Annotated in this window: 15 protein-coding genes and 1 other RNA gene; 5 read left to right on the plus strand and 11 right to left on the minus strand. The window is 39.5% G+C overall.

Translation table 11 applies throughout. The features are described from left to right. Nucleotides 1–41 precede the first annotated feature (41 nt). The 7 genes from pyk to dnaE all read right to left on the minus strand — a co-directional run bounded on the left by pyk (nt 42) and on the right by dnaE (nt 10595). Complete coding sequence (pyk, locus tag V7083_RS10395) at nt 42–1802, minus strand: pyruvate kinase (RefSeq protein ID WP_335477498.1); 1761 nt, start codon at nt 1800–1802, stop codon at nt 42–44. Nucleotides 1803–1832: 30 nt separating this feature from the next. Beyond that, nucleotides 1833–2792, minus strand: coding sequence for a 6-phosphofructokinase (gene pfkA / locus V7083_RS10400; RefSeq protein ID WP_335477457.1), 960 nt, complete (start codon nt 2790–2792; stop codon nt 1833–1835). Nucleotides 2793–3099: 307 nt separating this feature from the next. Then, on the minus strand, nt 3100–4077 hold the full coding sequence (gene accA, locus V7083_RS10405; RefSeq protein WP_335477458.1) for an acetyl-CoA carboxylase carboxyl transferase subunit alpha: 978 nt from the start codon (nt 4075–4077) through the stop codon (nt 3100–3102). Beyond that, nucleotides 4071–4976: an acetyl-CoA carboxylase, carboxyltransferase subunit beta gene (gene accD, locus V7083_RS10410; RefSeq protein WP_435555901.1), complete on the minus strand. Its 906-nt coding sequence runs from the start codon at nt 4974–4976 to the stop codon at nt 4071–4073. The genes accA and accD overlap by 7 nt, the downstream gene beginning before the upstream one ends. Before the next feature lie 181 nt (nt 4977–5157). Further along, nucleotides 5158–5736, minus strand: a complete 579-nt coding sequence (locus V7083_RS10415) for a FadR/GntR family transcriptional regulator (protein WP_438823714.1) — start codon at nt 5734–5736, stop codon at nt 5158–5160. Between the two features lie 55 nt (nt 5737–5791). Further along, nucleotides 5792–7030, minus strand: a complete 1239-nt coding sequence (locus tag V7083_RS10420; protein WP_335477460.1) for an NAD(P)-dependent malic enzyme — start codon at nt 7028–7030, stop codon at nt 5792–5794. Between the two features lie 211 nt (nt 7031–7241). Further along, nucleotides 7242–10595, minus strand: a complete 3354-nt coding sequence (gene dnaE, locus V7083_RS10425; protein WP_335477461.1) for a DNA polymerase III subunit alpha — start codon at nt 10593–10595, stop codon at nt 7242–7244. Nucleotides 10596–10751: 156 nt separating this feature from the next. On the opposite strand from dnaE, the gene V7083_RS10430 reads away from it, so the two are divergent. Both V7083_RS10430 and ytrI read left to right on the plus strand, forming a co-directional pair. Next, nucleotides 10752–11090, plus strand: a complete 339-nt coding sequence (locus V7083_RS10430) for a YtrH family sporulation protein (protein ID WP_335477462.1) — start codon at nt 10752–10754, stop codon at nt 11088–11090. Beyond that, the gene (gene ytrI, locus V7083_RS10435; protein ID WP_335477463.1) at nt 11087–11590 is read left to right on the plus strand and encodes a sporulation membrane protein YtrI; all 504 of its coding nucleotides are present in this window, start codon (nt 11087–11089) and stop codon (nt 11588–11590) included. The genes V7083_RS10430 and ytrI overlap by 4 nt, the downstream gene beginning before the upstream one ends. Nucleotides 11591–11628: 38 nt before the next feature. Here ytrI and V7083_RS10440 read toward each other — a convergent pair whose 3' ends face one another. Next, nucleotides 11629–12561: a DHH family phosphoesterase gene (locus V7083_RS10440; protein WP_335477464.1), complete on the minus strand. Its 933-nt coding sequence runs from the start codon at nt 12559–12561 to the stop codon at nt 11629–11631. 98 nt (nt 12562–12659) lie between these two features. Here V7083_RS10440 and V7083_RS10445 point away from each other — a divergent pair, with 98 nt between their 5' ends. Next, on the plus strand, nt 12660–12977 hold the full coding sequence (locus V7083_RS10445; RefSeq protein WP_335477465.1) for a YtpI family protein: 318 nt from the start codon (nt 12660–12662) through the stop codon (nt 12975–12977). Between the two features lie 46 nt (nt 12978–13023). Here V7083_RS10445 and V7083_RS10450 read toward each other — a convergent pair whose 3' ends face one another. From V7083_RS10450 to V7083_RS10460, 3 genes are all read right to left on the minus strand, one after another. Beyond that, on the minus strand, nt 13024–14334 hold the full coding sequence (locus tag V7083_RS10450) for a DRTGG domain-containing protein (protein ID WP_335477466.1): 1311 nt from the start codon (nt 14332–14334) through the stop codon (nt 13024–13026). 117 nt (nt 14335–14451) lie between these two features. Beyond that, a complete protein-coding gene (locus V7083_RS10455) occupies nt 14452–14688 on the minus strand; it encodes a hypothetical protein (RefSeq protein ID WP_335477467.1) in 237 nt (78 codons plus the stop codon). A gap of 83 nt (nt 14689–14771) precedes the next feature. Next, on the minus strand, nt 14772–15449 hold the full coding sequence (locus V7083_RS10460; RefSeq protein ID WP_335477468.1) for a metal-dependent hydrolase: 678 nt from the start codon (nt 15447–15449) through the stop codon (nt 14772–14774). A gap of 200 nt (nt 15450–15649) precedes the next feature. Here V7083_RS10460 and V7083_RS10465 point away from each other — a divergent pair, with 200 nt between their 5' ends. Both V7083_RS10465 and ssrS read left to right on the plus strand, forming a co-directional pair. Continuing rightward, nucleotides 15650–16747 carry a M24 family metallopeptidase gene (locus V7083_RS10465; RefSeq protein ID WP_335477469.1) on the plus strand — a complete coding sequence of 366 codons (1098 nt, stop codon included), beginning with the start codon at nt 15650–15652 and terminating at the stop codon, nt 16745–16747. A 109-nt stretch (nt 16748–16856) separates the two neighbouring features. Continuing rightward, nucleotides 16857–17053: non-coding RNA, 6S RNA (gene ssrS, locus V7083_RS10470), on the plus strand. The last annotated feature ends 92 nt before the right edge of the window (nt 17054–17145 follow it).

Genomic DNA, 17145 nt, shown 5'->3' on the forward strand with positions numbered 1-17145 from the left:
CAGGGTTTAAAATCAACATTATTCTTTAACATAGCCTTTATTTAAAGCACACTTGCGTGTCCGTTATAGATTATACCTCTTGTGGCATCAACTGTGACTTCTTGGCCTGATTTTAGGATACTTAATGCATTTTCTACTCCTACAATGACAGGAATGCCAAGGTTTAGGCCTACAACAGCAGCATGGCTGGTTAATCCGCCTTCTTCGGTAATAAGGGCTGCACACTGTTCAATGGCCGGAACCATTTCGCGGTCAGAGCCTATTGTTACTAAAATTGAGCCTGGTTTTACATTTTCGTTGGCTTCGGCAGCATTATGGGCAATTACAACTTTACCGAATGCAGATTTTCTGCCAATTCCTTGGCCTTTCGTGATAACATCACCGACAATATGGATCTTCATTAAATTAGTTGTTCCTGACTCACCTACTGGAACACCAGCAGTGATGACAACTAGATCACCATGCTTAACAATACCACTATTTAAGCTTTCCTCAACAGCAATATCAAGCATTTCATCTGTTGTTGTGGCAGCTTTTCCAAGTTGTGGGTATACACCCCAAACTAATGAAAGACGACGGCAGATATGTTCATTCGCTGTTACAGCAACAATATTAGCTTTTGGACGGTACTTGGAAATCATTCGAGCAGTATGTCCACTTTCAGTTGGTGTAATAATCGACTTCACTTCAAGGTTTAATGCAGTATGGGCTACAGACTGACCAATAGCATCTGTTACATTATGCTCGGTATCCTTGCTTCGTCTTGATAAGATTTCTTTGTGATTTAATGCTGATTCTGCTCTGGAAGCAATATTATGCATTGTCTGCACAGCTTCAACAGGGTATTGACCGGCAGCAGTTTCACCGGAAAGCATAATAGCATCCGTACCATCAAAAATGGCATTGGCTACGTCACTTGCCTCTGCTCGTGTTGGTCTTGGATTTCTCTGCATGGAATCAAGCATTTGGGTAGCTGTAATAACTGGTTTTCCTAATGCATTACATTTTTTAATCAGCATTTTTTGGACAAGTGGAACTTCCTCGGCGGGAATTTCTACCCCAAGGTCACCACGAGCAACCATCAACCCATCGGAAACCTCAAGGATTTCATCTATATTATCCACGCCTTCTTGGTTTTCAATTTTAGGAATAATGTGGATATGCGCTGCATTATTTTCTTCCAATAGCTGACGAATTTCCAAAACATCTTTGGCACGACGTACAAAAGATGCTGCAATAAAGTCGACTCCCTGCTCAATCCCGAAAAGAATGTCTTGTTTATCCTTTTCAGTAATGCCTGGTAAATTGACGGAAACTCCAGGTACGTTAACGCCCTTTTTATTTTTTAATGTTCCGCTGTTTAAGATTTTCGTATGAATCTCTTTCGCGTCGCGGTCAATTTTCAACACTTCAAGACCAATGAGACCATCATCGAGTAAAATCCGGGAGCCAACATGAACATCTTCAATTAATTCAGTATATGTAACAGAGAATTTCTCAGTTGTCCCTTCCACTTCAGTCATGGATACGATAATATTTTCGCCAGCTATTAATTCAATTGCCCCATTTTGCATATTATTCGTACGAATTTCTGGACCTTTTGTATCAAGCAGGATTGCAACAGTTTTATTTGTAGCTCTTGCAGCTTCACGAATATTTTTGATTCGCATTCCATGTTCTTCAAAGTTTCCATGAGAAAAATTCAAACGAGATACGTTCATGCCCGAATTAATTAATTGTGTTAGTTTTTCTACGCTTTCACTTGCTGGGCCAATCGTACAAACGATTTTTGTTTTACGCAACATTCTGTATAGCCTCCTATGGGTCACCTATTAAATCGATAATTCTTTAGAAAGTTTGAAAAGGTCCATATCTAGTTTATGTTTTCTTCCTAACGCTTCGATGATATCATAATCAACCATCTTGTTATTTTCAATACCAACAGCACGGCCGCCTTTACCCTCGATTAGCAGTTCAACCGCTCTTGCACCCAATCTGCTTGCAAGTACACGATCCTGAACTGTTGGAGAACCGCCGCGTTGAATGTGACCTAATACTGAAACCCTTGTATCAAAGTTAGTTAATTCTTTCAATTGTTTAGCAAACTCTACGCCACTGCAGACGCCTTCCGCAACGACAATGATACTGTGCTTTTTACCGCGTTCTTGACCTTTACGCAGTCTGTCAGCAATCTCATTCATATCATAGCCTTCTTCAGGGATTAAGATTGTTTCGGCACCCCCAGCTAATCCAGCCCACAATGCAATATCACCAGCATCTCGGCCCATAACTTCAATAACAAATGTTCTTTCGTGGGAAGTCGCTGTATCACGAATCTTATCAATTGCGTCAATAACTGTATTTAATGCAGTATCAAAGCCGATCGTCATATCTGTTCCAGGAATATCGTTGTCAATTGTTCCTGGCACTCCTACACATGGATAGCCATGTTCAGTTAAGGCTTTAGCCCCCATATAAGAACCGTCGCCGCCGATCACAACAAGACCTTCGATCCCATGTGCTTTAAGTTGTTCAATTCCCTTTAGCTGACCTTCTAATGTTCTAAATTCAGGACAACGCGCAGACTGAAGCATTGTGCCTCCTCGATGAATAATATCACCAACAGAACCAAGTTCAAGTTTTTTTATTTTACCGGCAATAAGGCCGGCATATCCGCCATAGACACCATATACTTCGACATTATGAAAAATTGCTTTTCGGACAACCGCCCGGATGGCTGGATTCATACCAGGTGAATCTCCGCCGCTCGTAAGTACCCCAATTTTTTTCATGACCGTCACCTCTGTAATAAAATAAAATCTTATGTAAAAAGTTCACAAGAAGGTCATCGATAAAACAGATTTCCCTCTATTTATTATGAGCATAATACACGTGAATATTTATAAAATATCACGAAGAAATGTTGATAACAACTGTTCCATGGAGTTAATTAAAATAGACGAAATAGTTAATTAATTGGAACCGTTTTATTTTTGAATGAATACGTTATCATTATCTATTTGGTGAAAAAATATTTACAAATTCATGAACAAAATCAACATTCTATAAAAAGGAAAACGTGCTCACTGAGCACGTCCCCTATTTAGCTCCAATATAGTCCTTTAAAAAGCCAAACTCTCCAATCGTTCGGAAGCGATTATAGCGGTCCTCAATCAATTCTTCTTCTGACAATTTTACAAGCTCTTTTAAAGACTTTACTAATATCTTTTCAATCTCTTCGGACTGCTTTTTAACGTCCTTATGTGCCCCACCCTTAATTTCAGGGATAATGTCATCGATGACACCTAATTGTTTAAGATCAGGCGCGGTTATTTTCATGGATTCAGCTGCGTTTTTAGCAAGAGAAGAATCCTTCCATAAAATTGCAGCAGCTCCTTCAGGAGAAATAACTGAATAAGTGGAGTTTTCAAGCATATAGATTCGGTTCCCAACACCTAGTCCTAATGCTCCTCCACTGCCCCCTTCTCCGATCACAATACAAACTACTGGAACTCGCAGACCACCCATTTCAAATAAATTACGGGCAATTGCCTCACTTTGGCCCCGTTCCTCCGCAGCCTTTCCTGGATAAGCCCCTTTGGTATCAATAAAGCAAATGATCGGCCTGTTAAATTTATCAGCCTGTTTCATTAAACGAAGGGCCTTTCTGTATCCTTCCGGATGTGGCATTCCGAAATTTCTGCGAATGTTTTCTTTCGTGTCCTTACCACGCTGATGGCCAATGACCGTCACCGGCACTCCTTTAAATTTCGCAATTCCCCCGACAATGGCTTCATCATCCGCAAAGGTACGATCACCGTGACATTCAAAAAATCCATCAAAAAGATAGGAAATATAATCAAGTGTCGTTGGTCTGTTAGCTAGACGGGCAATTTGCACTCGATCCCAAGGTTTAATGTTTTCATATATATCATGTTCCAGTTTTTCAAGACGCAACTCTAATTTTTTAATTTCAGAGCTTAAATCAACATCAGCACTCTTAGTAAACTCTTTTAACTCTGAAATTTTTTGTTTCAATTCCACAATTGGGCGTTCAAATTCCAGTTCTCCTACCATGTAGGTTCACCCCCTGGCTGATGGATATCAAGGATATTTGTTATTTGTTCCACCAATTCCAAGCGTGGGATGATGGCATCCAGCTGACCGTGTTTTAATAAAAACTCAGATGTCTGGAAGTCTTCTGGTAACTTTTCACGAATGGATTGTTCAATAACCCTTCTGCCTGCAAAACCAATTAGTGCACCTGGCTCTGCCAAATTATAGTCACCAAGCGAGGCGAAGCTTGCAGAAACCCCGCCAGTAGTAGGGTGGGTCATGATCGAAATGATTAACCCTCCATGCTCACTAAATCTTTTCAGTGCCACACTTGTTTTCGCCATTTGCATTAAACTAAGCGCACCTTCTTGCATTCTGGCACCGCCGGATGCTGTAAAAATGATAAAGGGAACAGACATCTCATCCGCTTTCTCAATGGCTAGAGTGATCTTTTCACCAACAACGGAGCCCATGCTTCCCATACGAAACGATGAATCCATAATGGCTACAACAACCTTATGGCCGTTCACAGCACCTGAGCCTGTTACTATTGCCTCATTTAAATTACTTTTTTGGCGATCTTTTTCTAGTTTTTCCAAATAATCAGGGAAATTCAACGGATTTTTGGACACCATATTTTCGTTTATTTCCTGAAAACTTCCTTCATCAATAAAACTATCAATTCTCTCTTGTGAATTCATTGGAAAATGATGTCCACAATGAAGGCATACCATTAAGTTTTTTGCCAGTTCCTTCGTATACATTATTTTTTTGCAGGAAGGACATTTTGTCATAATTCCTTCAGGAACATCATGTTTTGCAGCTTCTGTTGGGATGGCAGCATATTTTTTCTTTTTTGTGTTAGGTTTTACAAAGAGATCTTTCAGCGCCAAAAAATAAACCTCCCTTGTCCGATACATTTAGATGATTATATCTTCCATTTTTTCCTATTCAGAAGTCTTTCTATCTTCGATTATCTTCATACTTAATTATCTTCGTTTCTAGTGGTCAGACCACTTTTACCAAAAATAAATAACCTTTCATGCAATCATGCAAGGCTTGTACAAATTTCAATATAAAACATATTTATTTCAAAATCTGTTAGTTCTTGTCGATTAAAAAAGACAAATTTCGTAGTTTCTTGTATGCCAATACAGTCTGGGATGAATCTTTCTGTGTTAAAGCCATGAGCAAGGACTGATAATCTTCTCGCTTATATTGAACTGGATGAAAATGCAAAGAATTATAATAATCCTTTAAAATGGTCCAAATCCTTAGGAAAAGATGGTTATCTGCCATTTCGATAATTCGAAAAAAGAAATCATCGTCATGAATGTTGACAGTTTGGTTAAACCATTTTACGATCTCAGTCATTTGATTTTGGTTACACTTATCGGCTGCAAGACGGAGACAGTCAATCTCAATCAAGTATTTTGTTTCAAACACATCTCGTTTTGCTCTTTCATCCTGCAATATAAACGTGCTAAGTAATTGTACCAGTTGGTGGCCTTGAAAGTCGCGTATAAAGGTACCTTCCCCGCGCCGTGTCTCAATTAACCCTAGCAGTTCCAGTGCTCTTAATGCTTCTCTAACGGAAGAGCGCCCGACATTCAGGCGCTCCGACAATTCCCGTTCAGAAGGTATTTTATCTCCAGCTTTTAATCCATCCGCTGTGATCATTGTTCTTAGTTGTTTAACTATTTCCAAGTAAACCTTTGTGTTCGTCACTATGGCTTCACTCACTTTTACCAATTAGAGCGAGTCTCTTTGTTTTTTCCTTTATCTCTTCTGGATCCACTTTAATACGGGCTACTCCGGTTTCCATTGCGGTTTTAGCCACGCCTGCTGCTACATTTGGAGCTACTCTCGGGTCGAACGGTCCCGGAATAACATAGTCAGGATTTAGTTCATCTTCACTAATTAAACTTGCAATTGCTTCAACGGCAGCAATTTTCATTTTTTCATTGATATGTGTTGCCCTAACATCAAGCGCCCCACGGAAGATTCCCGGGAATGCTAGAACATTGTTAACTTGGTTAGGGAAATCCGATCTTCCCGTACCTACAACTTTTGCACCTGCAGCTTTCGCTTCATCCGGCATAATCTCTGGTACTGGATTAGCCATCGCAAAGATAATGGCATCAGGATTCATTGACGCAACCATTTCCTTAGTCAGAGCTCCCGCTACAGAAACCCCAATAAAGACATCCGCGCCCTTGATAACATCCTGTAAACTTCCTGTAAGATTATCACGATTTGTATACTTAGCCACTTCTGCCTTAACAGCATTCATTCCATGAGGGCGCCCCTCATAAATGGCTCCCTTTGTATCACACATAATGATATCTCTTACCCCATAGCTGTATAGTAATTTAATAATGGCAATTCCAGCTGCCCCCGCACCGTTGGCAACTACTTTGATTTCCGTTATTTTTTTACCAACAAGCTTAAGCGCATTTACTAAACCGGCAACTGTTACAATGGCTGTACCATGCTGGTCGTCGTGAAAAATCGGGATGCTTGTTTCCTTTTTCAATCTTTCTTCAATGACAAAGCAATTTGGTGCTGCAATATCTTCAAGGTTAACTCCACCAAAGGTTGGTTCCAATAGTTTAACGGTTTCAATAATTTTTTCAACATCTGTTGTATTTAAACAAATTGGAAATGCATCGACTCCCGCAAAGCTTTTAAATAAAACAGCTTTTCCTTCCATTACCGGAAGTGCTGCTTCGGGTCCAATATTACCCAACCCAAGAACTGCAGTCCCATCTGATACCACGGCAACCATATTCCCTTTCATGGTATATTCATAAACGGTTTCCGGCTTCTCATAGATATCTTTACATGGTTCTGCAACACCTGGTGAATAGGCAAGGCTCAGATCATGCGCGTTGCTAACCGGCACTTTCGATTTTGACTCTAACTTTCCTTTATTAATCCGATGCATATGTAATGCTTCTTCCCTCAAAGTCAAGAAATGTCACCCCTTATATGATTATAAAGAAAACTAGCGACTGGCGAGCCTAACAGGCGAAGACAGAGGCGTAGTTGTCTTTATGCCTAATAGGAAAGTTAATACTTTTCTATCGGCCAAAAGAATATAAACATACATTATTCCAGCTGTGGTGGTCAGACCACACTCGTCTCTTTTACCACTATAACATATCTTTAGAAGTTGTAAAGAATTAATCTTTTAAGACGACATTGTTTGCCCCAAGAAAATTTTTCAAACTTTGAAGCAATTCGGGGGTTGGATTAATATTTTTTTCTTTGGCCAATCTCACCGTTTTCCGAGTAACTTCAAAGTGCAACACTACTCCAGCCTCTCCCTTATTTTGATCTAGGATTATATTTAATTGATGAAGAGTTGAGTCATCCTGGTGTTTCTCGGTAAGTTTCAGATATAATACTGGCTGTTTTTTTACCTTTAGCCATTGTTCCATATCTACTGCATGTTTGATAATTAATTGGCTTTTCCCATCGCGCTCTTCCAATTTCCCTGAAATAACTACAAAGCTACCTTGCTCAAGGAGCAGCGAGTATCGTTTATATACTTCCGGAAAAGCGACAGCTTCCATTTCTCCTGTCGAATCACTTACGGTTAGAAAGGCCATTAGATCACCCTTTTTCGTTCTAATCGTTTTTTTGGAAGAAATATAAATGCCTGCTTCCTGTTTTACATTACTATTTTTAAAATCATAGAGCAAAAGAGCCCCGCCTTGCTTAAGCTCTTTTGCGTAAATTGAAATCGGATGACTGGACAGATACATGCCAAGGACCTCTTTTTCAAAGGAAAGTTTTAATTCTTGGCTGATCGAATCCACATGAACATATTTTGGTTTTGGAATCATGTCTTCGAAAAAATCAATTTGAGCATCATCATCCGGTTTAAAAATTTGCGCATGTTCGATGGCAACATCCAAACTGGCCAGAAGAACAGCACGATCCTCTCCAAACTCATCAAAGCTGCCGGAATGAACTAAAGACTCCAATGTTTTTCGATTAACCGCCTTTGAAGAAACGCGGATACACAAATCGAATAAATCTGAGAAACGTTTCGCTTTTCTTGCTTGAAAAATTTCTTTCAACGCAGCGGCCCCAACACTCCTAATTGCTGCCAAACTGTAGCGGATCCCCCCCTTTTCCACTTGAAAAGCAAAACCGCTATGATTAATCGATGGTGGCAAAATAGTTATTTCTTTTTGTTTTGCTTCCATTATATATTGGGCAATTTTTGTTTCATTTCCGATGGCCGAAGTGAGAAGTCCTGCCATGAAATAAACCGGATAATTCGCTTTTAAATAAGCCAGCTGGTAGGCAATCATACTATAGGCTACTGCATGGCTTCTATTAAATCCATAATTGGCGAATCGGACAATTAAGTCATATAAATCATTTGCCAATGTTTGAGCATACCCATTTTTTATGGCGCCTTGCACAAAATGATGGCGTTCTTGATCAAGTGCCTCTTTTTTCTTTTTCCCAACGGCTCTTCTTAACAAGTCTGCTTCCCCAAGAGAAAATCCGGCAATCTTTGAGGCAATCTGCATGATTTGCTCTTGATAAACAATGACACCGTAAGTATTTTCGAGGATGGGCTTTAAATCAGGATGTAGGTATTCTACCGTTTGCTTACCATGCTTTCGATCAATGAACAGAGGGATATTTTCCATTGGACCCGGCCGATACAGGGCATTAACTGCCACAATATCTTCAAAACGGGATGGCTTAAGACGGACGAGGACTTTTCGCATTCCATCTGACTCTAACTGAAAGATTCCGGTTGTTTCTCCTCTTGCCAACAATTCAAAGGTCTTGACGTCATCTAATGGAATAGAGCGGATCTCGACTTTTCGGCCCGTATTTCGAGAAATGGTGGTCAAAACAGACTCCAGCAAGGTGAGATTCCTCAAGCCAAGAAAGTCCATTTTCAAAAGACCAATTTCTTCGAGGTATTCCATTGAATATTGTGTTAAATAAATATGATTTGATCCATTCTGAATGGGAATTAGATCGATTAGGGGCTTCTCACTCAAGACAACCCCCGCAGCATGGGTGGAAGTATGACGTGGTAACCCCTCCAGTTTTAATGCCGTTTTATATAGCCTTTGATTTAGCGGAGTTTCATTTACATAATTTCTAAAACCCTCAGATTGATTATATGCGTCTGTAAGATTAACCCCTAAATGAGCAGGTACCAATTTCGATAAGTAATCTAGTTCCTTTGTATTTAATCCAAATACACGGCCCACATCTCTAAGAGCAGCTTTAGCTGCCATAGTACCGAATGTAACAATTTGTGCGACATGGAGTTCACCATATTTATTTGCTACATATTCAATCACTTCATCCCTACGGACATCAGGAAAATCGATGTCGATATCGGGCATGGAAATCCTTTCGGGATTGAGGAACCGCTCAAATAAAAGATCATGTTTCAAAGGGTCAACATCTGTAATAAATAAAGTGTAGGCAACAAGTGAACCAGCTGCTGAACCTCTTCCAGGCCCTGTTAAAATCCCACTTTCCCGAGCATAATTCATAAAATCCCAGACGATTAAAAAATAATTGCTAAATTGCATTCGTTTAATAACCGATAATTCATACGTTAATCGGTCCATATACTTGGGGGCCGGTGAGGAAAACCGTTCGCTTAATCCTTTTATGCACAGTTGCTCAAGGTATTCATCTGCGGGAATATGATGTTCAGTTGGATAGGAAGGCAGGAATGTTTTGTTTAACTCCATATTCACATGACATTTTTGGGCAATTAAGAGTGTATTCTCAAGTGCTTGCGGGATCTCAGAAAAAGAATCCACCATTTCAGCCGCAGTTTTTAAATAGAACTGATCACTTCCCAATTGTTCACGATGGTCGTCCTGCAGCTTGTCTCCATTTTTAATCGCAAGTAAACATTCTTGGGCAAATGTATCATCCTGCTCCAAATAATGAACTCTGTTTGTGGCAACAACCGGGATATTGAATTCTTCTGATAGAGCGAGTAGTTCTTTCCTAAGTATTGCTTCTTCCTCAATCAGATGGTTCTGCAATGACAGAAAAAAACGACCGTTCCCAAAAATTCGGTTTAGTTTTTGCATGATATTTAATGCAAACTCACGATCTCCCGAAAGCAAAGATTGCTCGATTTCCCCTTCTAAGCCTGGGGTGATCGCAATCAGCCCATCTGAATAATGTTTTAGCCATTTTAGAGGAATTCCATTTTGAGCTTTTGTCTGAACGGTTGAAGATATTTTCAACAGATTCCTAAAACCGTTGTCATTTTCAGCTAGTAGAACTAACGGAAATGCGTCTTGTTCCGTTTTGCTTCCTACAACATCTACGGTTAAACCGATAATGGGTTTAATCTGATACTTCTTACACAGCTTGTAAAACTCTACGGTTCCATACATTACATTCCGATCCGTTAGAGCAAGAGCCTTGAACCCTTTGTTAACGGCATTCTTTACTAAATCAGCCACTGAAGCTGTGCTGGATAATAAACTATAAGCACTATATACATGAAGGTGAATAAAAGACATTTCGTCACACCCTTATTTCTATATTCTTTTATATTATAGAGCTTCTAGTAAAAAAAAGAAAATATGTTCTGTTTTTTCCGTAACATATTTGTTTTTGCTTGTCCATATAATGAAATGAAACAGGATTTTAATCTGTACAGGGGCGGCGGTTTTGACATGAAGGAGATCGGTTTTTTTCCCGCTTTTATTGAAAGTTATTTTATTGCATTAGGTGTTGTGCTAGGGGGAGCATTAATTGGCGGTATCGCCTCGTTTATTACAGGCCAGCCACCGTTGACAACGGTTTATCGATTATCGTCTGCTCTACGGATTTGGGGAATCGTAGCAGCTATTGGTGGAACCTTTGATACTGTTTATACCTTTGAGCGCGGGTTATTCAACGCAGATACAAGAGATCTATTTAAACAGTTTTTACTGATTCTCTCTGCACTAGGCGGAGCCCAAACAGGAGCACTGATTATCAATTGGCTAACACAGGAGCATATTTCATCATGAGAATTCCGCCCTATTATCGAAATCCGACATGGCAACGGTTCTTTTCCGGAATGGCCATTGGCGGGGCAATCAGCTGGTGCATTTTTTTATATATTCATGGTGTCTGGCAGGAGGAAAGCTCAAAGTTAATCCAGAGCCAGCAAAAGGAAATAAATGACCTGGAAAATGAAAAAAAAATTTGGCAGGAAGATTATGAAAGGCTTAACAAAGAAAATATAGATAAATTAACCGTTCAAAAAATAAACATTAGGATCATTAACTGGGAAAGATATAAATTGGATGACTTTAGTGTTTTTCAAACCGAGGATTTGGTTAAAGATGACCTAAGTGTAATGTTGGCCAAAGATTTGGAGACCGTTTCGAAAAGTAAAGATCTCATTAAGAAAATGGTTGAAAATAAGCCGATTAAAATTAATGAAAAGCGCTACAAACTGAAAGTCAAGGAGATGATCATTTATACAACCTTGACGATCAATCTTGAAATTCAATTTGATGAATGAGAAACGGCCGCCAATCGGCCGTTTTCTCATTCTAACACTTATTGACAAACAACATTTAATTCCTTAAGGACATCCTCAACTTCATCCCAGGTATAGATGGAGGCTCCTGAAGCAAGCGGATGACCGCCACCATTGAATTTTTTTGCAATGCCATTGATCACCGGTCCTTTGGAGCGCAATCGAACTCTAATTTGGTCATGCTCCTCGATGAAAAAGACCCAAGCCTTTATCCCTTTTACATTACCTAGATCACCAATCAAAAGAGAAGCCTCAGATGGCCTAACGTTATACTCTTGAAGTAATTCTTTTGTTAATCGAACCGAAGCAACCCCGTTATCCTGCATCACGAAATTTTGCAGGATATAGCCATTTAATTTGATGATATTGGGATCAAGCTCGTACATTTTATCAAACAATTCTGGACGGGAAAAATTGTAGTGTATTAACTCGCCGGCATAAGCAAAAGTTTTATCCGTTGTGCTCGGGAACAGAAATCTTCCCGTATCCCCCACAATCCCAGCAAAAATTAATCTTGCTGCCTCATCATTTAGCTTTAATCCCTTATCCTTGCCATACTGATAAAATTCATAAATCATTTCACTGCATGAGCTGGCACTTGTGTCCACCCACAATAAATCTCCATACGGATCCTCATTTGGGTGATGATCAATTTTAATTAACTTATCACCAAGTGAAAAACGCTCGTCACATATTCTAGCTGCATTCGCTGTGTCACAAACAATGACTAAAGCACCCTTATAAACCTCATCAGAAATTTGGTCAAGCATCCGCATATAATGTAGGGTTGGTTCATCTTTTCCAACAGCATAAATCTGTTTTTCAGGATAGGATGCTTTTAAAATTTCTACTAACCCACATTGGGAACCGTATGCATCGGGATCAGGACGAACATGACGATGGACGATAATGGTTTCATACTTTTTAATGGTTTCTAAGATTTGTTCTTTCATATGTATTTCTCCTAACCTTCTTTCCTAAAGCCAATAGTGGCATTTTCTTTATATTCACGGTAAAATAATAATGATTTTTTAAACTGGAGGAACAAATTATGCCTATTTTTGTGTTGTTAATTGGATTTGCTCTTGCCTTCTATATATTTTATAAAACAAAATACATTCGAAGCAAGTTTCCTGTTGAAAAGAAATGGCTTTCGGCAAAATCTAATATTGCTCTAGGACTGTTTGTCTTCTTTTTTGGAGTCAATTATTTTTTCAACATTGCCGAAACAATCTCTAACTATTTAATTGCAGGTCTGTTTATTATTTATGGAGGTATTTTCAGCTGGATTGGCTATAAAAAATATAAACACTACCTGCCATTTGCCATTGAGGAAGCAGAAATGGTCAATGCACAAAATGAAACATAGCCGCTCCTACGATTTGAAGCGGCTTTTTTGATGGGTTCATTTACGTTTAAGTCCTGTCAATCAATTGGCAAGTCATCATNNCTAAAACTCCATCATTAAATACTTCTACATCCACTTTACCAAATTTTCTCCCTACTTCAAGAATTCTTGGATAAATTTCCAGAGAACTTTCCATTTGGACTGGTTTAATAAAATAGATGGACATACTTTCGACCACTAAGTCGCCTTTTTTGTAACTGCGCAATACCCGGTTAGCAGCATCTGAAACAATCGTCGTAAAAACACCGTAGGAAATGGTGCCAAGATGATTGGTCATTTGCGGAGTTACCTCAAGAGTGAAGACATCTTCTCCCTTTGCTCGGCCCTGCATCAAAACCATTTGATTCGTCACAATATCATCCAATGTCTCCCCCACTTGAGGCTGACGTTGATTCATTTGTAGTGCTTTTAACACATCTTGACGGCTGATAATTCCTTCAAGACGGTTGGAATCATCAGCAACAGGAAGAACTTCAATCCCTTCCCATACCATGGTATGAGCGGTTGAAGCAACACTTGTTTTCCCCGTAACTGTCATGGGCTGTTTGGTCATGATTTTATCAATGGAAGCATCTAAATCCTGACCCAAAACATCCTTGCTTGTCACCATACCTTGAATCTTCATGTTTTGATCCACAACAGGATAACGGCTGTGTGTGGTTTGTTGATTTAGCTCATGCCAGCGAGAGACCTTTTCATTTGTTTTAAGAAAAAAAGTGTCCGAAATAGGCGTTAAAATATCCTCTACTAAAATAATTTCCTTTTTTATTAATTGGTCATAGATGGCACGGTTAATCATCGTTGCAACAGTAAATGTATCATAGCTAGTAGAAATAATCGGCAATTCTAACTGATCAGCAATTCGCTTTACATGATCTTCTGTATCAAACCCACCTGTAATTAAAACAGCGGCACCGGCTTTTAAAGCCAGTTCATGGGCCTGCGTCCGATTCCCTACAATTAATAGGTTGCCGGCCTCAGTGTAACGCATCATCGCCTCTAGCTTCATCGCACCAATGACAAATTTATTGAGGGTTTTATGCAAACCGGTTCTTCCACCTAATACCTGTCCGTCAACGATATTTACGACTTCCGCAAAGGTAAGCTTTTCAATATTCTCCTTTTTCTTGCGTTCAATCCTAATCGTTCCTACACGCTCAATTGTACTGACATATCCTTTATTTTCAGCTTCTTTAATCGCACGATAGGCCGTGCCTTCACTTACATTCATCGCCTTGGCGATTTGTCTGACTGATATTTTTTCTCCAATCGGAAGCTCATCAATATATTGTAAAATTTGTTCATGTTTTGTAGCCAAGACCTTCACCCTTTTTAATTGAATTCCAGCCCATCCGGTAACCAGAATGTTCTAAATTTCATTATAAGGTGAAAAAAGTCTTGATTCAATGCGGTTTCTCACTTTGTTCAATTATTCTCAAAGATAAGATCGTGTTTTCTTCTTTCCAGACTCTATCTGAAGCTTGCGAACTTGCTTTTTTGGCGAATAAAGCAGAGCTGTAAGATTCCCCGCAATAACCATTAATGCAAAGGCAAGCCAAGCAATCGAAAAAATCCCAGGAGCGCCTTCAGCATGAATGGAAAGCCTTGGTAATGCGAAATATAACATAAAACCACAGAGCAGCAGACAAAGCAAATACCTATTTTTCTTCAACAAGAATTCCTCCCTTTTAAGACTGCTTGTTTCATCTTTATGCTTCTGGAAGGAAAAAAAGTATGATATTTGCCTATCCTTATTTAAATTTCCATGATATCTCCAGGGTTCATCACTTTTCCGTTCTGTTCTTCCAGCATTTGAATAAATTCTTGAGGATCCTGTTTAATAGGAGGGAACGTATTATAATGTATCGGGATGACTATTTTTGCCTGTAGTAATTGTGCCGCATAAGCCGCATCTTCAGGTCCCATCGTGAAATTGTCTCCAATCGGCAGAAATGCCACATCAATCGGATGACGCTCACCGATTAACTTCATATCAGAAAACAATCCTGTATCCCCGGCATGATAAACCGTTTTACCCTCATTCATATACAAAATTCCGGCAGGCATCCCGCCATAAACAAGTTCATTCTCCTTTTCGAAGCTTGACCCATGGAACGCCAAAGTTAATTTTACCTTGCCAAAGTCAAATTGACGGGAACCGCCAATATGTAACCCATGTGTTCTGATTCCCTGCCAGCCTAAATAAGTAGCAATCTCGTAATTGGCCACAACAAGCGCATTATTTTTTTTAGCCAACTCCACTGTATCCCCGACATGGTCATTGTGAGCATGTGAAAGAATAATCACATCAGGCTTCACCTCATCCACTTTTAAATCAGTTAAGCTATTTCCTTTAATAAATGGATCAATTAAGATTGTCTTTCCATTAGACTGAATTTGAACAAAAGAGTGTCCATGATAAGAAATTCTCATTGTCATTCTCCTTTCAATGGATATATATATTTAGTTCCATTTACAATCATGAATTCCTTCCTCTGTTATACCCATAATTATTCTGATTTAATGCATGCCTACTCTGATAGTTTACTTTTTCTACCGATATTGGTACTCTCTAATTGGATTTTATTTTTGGCTCTGTTAAACTTGGGCCTTATTTATAGGGGGAAGAAAAAATGAATCAACGATTGGAAAAGCTCCAAACATGGATGAAAGATAATGATATTGAAGTGAGCTTCCTTACCTCTTCAGAAAATGTTTTCTACTTAAGCGGTTACTTTACCAACCCTCATGAACGCTTGCTTGCCCTTGTGGTATTTCAAGAGGCTGAGCCCTTTTTAGTTTGCCCGGCGATGGAAATCCACGATGCCAAACGTTCCGGCTGGGAACATGAAGTCATCGGCTTTAGTGACATCGATAACCCATGGGAGTTAATCGCCAAATCGCTACAAAAGCGCGTTCAACATGTCGCCAAGGTGGCCATTGAAAAAGAGCATATGAATGTGGAACGCTATGAACATCTTTTACAGCTATTTTCGAAGGCTGCCTTCTTCTCAGCCGAAGAGAAATTGCGCCAGCTTCGTATGATTAAAGATGCAAAGGAAGTAAAAATAATTGAAGAGGCCTGTGCTTTGGCTGATTATGCAGTGCAGTACGGCTGCAGCGAAATTAAGGAAGGGAAAACAGAGCTTGATGTCCTAAATGCCCTAGAATATGCCCTCAAACAAAAGGGCGTGACAGAAATGTCCTTTGCTACAATGGTTTTAACCGGCGCTAATGCAGCTTCTCCACACGGCAATCCAGGACAAACCAAAATTCAAAAGGGCGACTTGGTGTTATTTGACTTAGGGGTAGTGGTGGATCGTTATTGCTCTGACATTACCAGAACAGTGGCATACGGTGACATCAGCGACAAACAAAAAGATATTTACGATACTGTCTTAAAAGCACAATTAGCTGCAGTTGAGGCAAGTAAGCCTGGAGCTACTGCTGCGGAAGTAGACCTCACTGCCCGAAAAATCATTAGTGATGCCGGATACGGTGAATATTTTCCACATCGCCTAGGTCATGGTTTAGGAATTAGTATTCATGAGTATCCGTCTCTTACTGAAACCAATCAACTTGTTATCCAAGAAGGAATGGTTTACACAATCGAACCAGGTATCTATGTACCAAACGTTGCCGGCGTGCGTATTGAGGATGATATCTATATTACCGCGGACGGAGCAATAACGTTAACAAAATTCCCGAAAGAATTGCAGATTATTAAATAAGAGTCTGTAAGCAATAGACACAAAGTACAAATTAGTTTTAATAGAGCCAATTAGCAAATTTGGGTGTAATTAACATTGCAACTATGGATAAATTGATGTAATATACAAATACAGGCTGCGTTGTTCGTAGTGATAATAAAGTTTTAACCTTTAAGCTGTAACAGGGAGTTTTAATATCGAAGCCGGAATGACAAGCCTCCGTCTATACGACAGGGAGGACATGCAGAAAAGCTTCTGCGAACACCCACTTTGAGGAGTGGTGGTTTAAAACTTTCTTATATGAGGTACGGCAAATGCGGCTTTCATAATTGGGTCTTTCTCGCCAGCTCTTTCATGAGCTGGTTTTTTCTTTTTATTATTGGCTTTGTTAAAGAACCCTTTTGATTGGAGCGGAAGGC

Source organism: Bacillus sp. JJ1764, assembly GCF_036962145.1.
GTDB lineage: Bacteria > Bacillota > Bacilli > Bacillales > Cytobacillaceae > Neobacillus.

Coding starts and splice junctions, on each gene's coding strand:
- V7083_RS10465 (WP_335477469.1), top strand. CDS start 15,650: ATGAATCAACGATTGGAAAAGCTCCAAACATGGATGAAAGATAATGAT.
- ytrI (WP_335477463.1), top strand. CDS start 11,087: ATGAGAATTCCGCCCTATTATCGAAATCCGACATGGCAACGGTTCTTT.
- V7083_RS10445 (WP_335477465.1), top strand. CDS start 12,660: ATGCCTATTTTTGTGTTGTTAATTGGATTTGCTCTTGCCTTCTATATA.
- V7083_RS10460 (WP_335477468.1), bottom strand. CDS start 15,449: ATGAGAATTTCTTATCATGGACACTCTTTTGTTCAAATTCAGTCTAAT.
- dnaE (WP_335477461.1), bottom strand. CDS start 10,595: ATGTCTTTTATTCACCTTCATGTATATAGTGCTTATAGTTTATTATCC.
- accD (WP_435555901.1), bottom strand. CDS start 4,976: ATGTATCGGACAAGGGAGGTTTATTTTTTGGCGCTGAAAGATCTCTTT.
- V7083_RS10440 (WP_335477464.1), bottom strand. CDS start 12,561: ATGAAAGAACAAATCTTAGAAACCATTAAAAAGTATGAAACCATTATC.
- accA (WP_335477458.1), bottom strand. CDS start 4,077: ATGGTAGGAGAACTGGAATTTGAACGCCCAATTGTGGAATTGAAACAA.
- pfkA (WP_335477457.1), bottom strand. CDS start 2,792: ATGAAAAAAATTGGGGTACTTACGAGCGGCGGAGATTCACCTGGTATG.
- V7083_RS10415 (WP_438823714.1), bottom strand. CDS start 5,736: ATGATCACAGCGGATGGATTAAAAGCTGGAGATAAAATACCTTCTGAA.
- V7083_RS10430 (WP_335477462.1), top strand. CDS start 10,752: ATGAAGGAGATCGGTTTTTTTCCCGCTTTTATTGAAAGTTATTTTATT.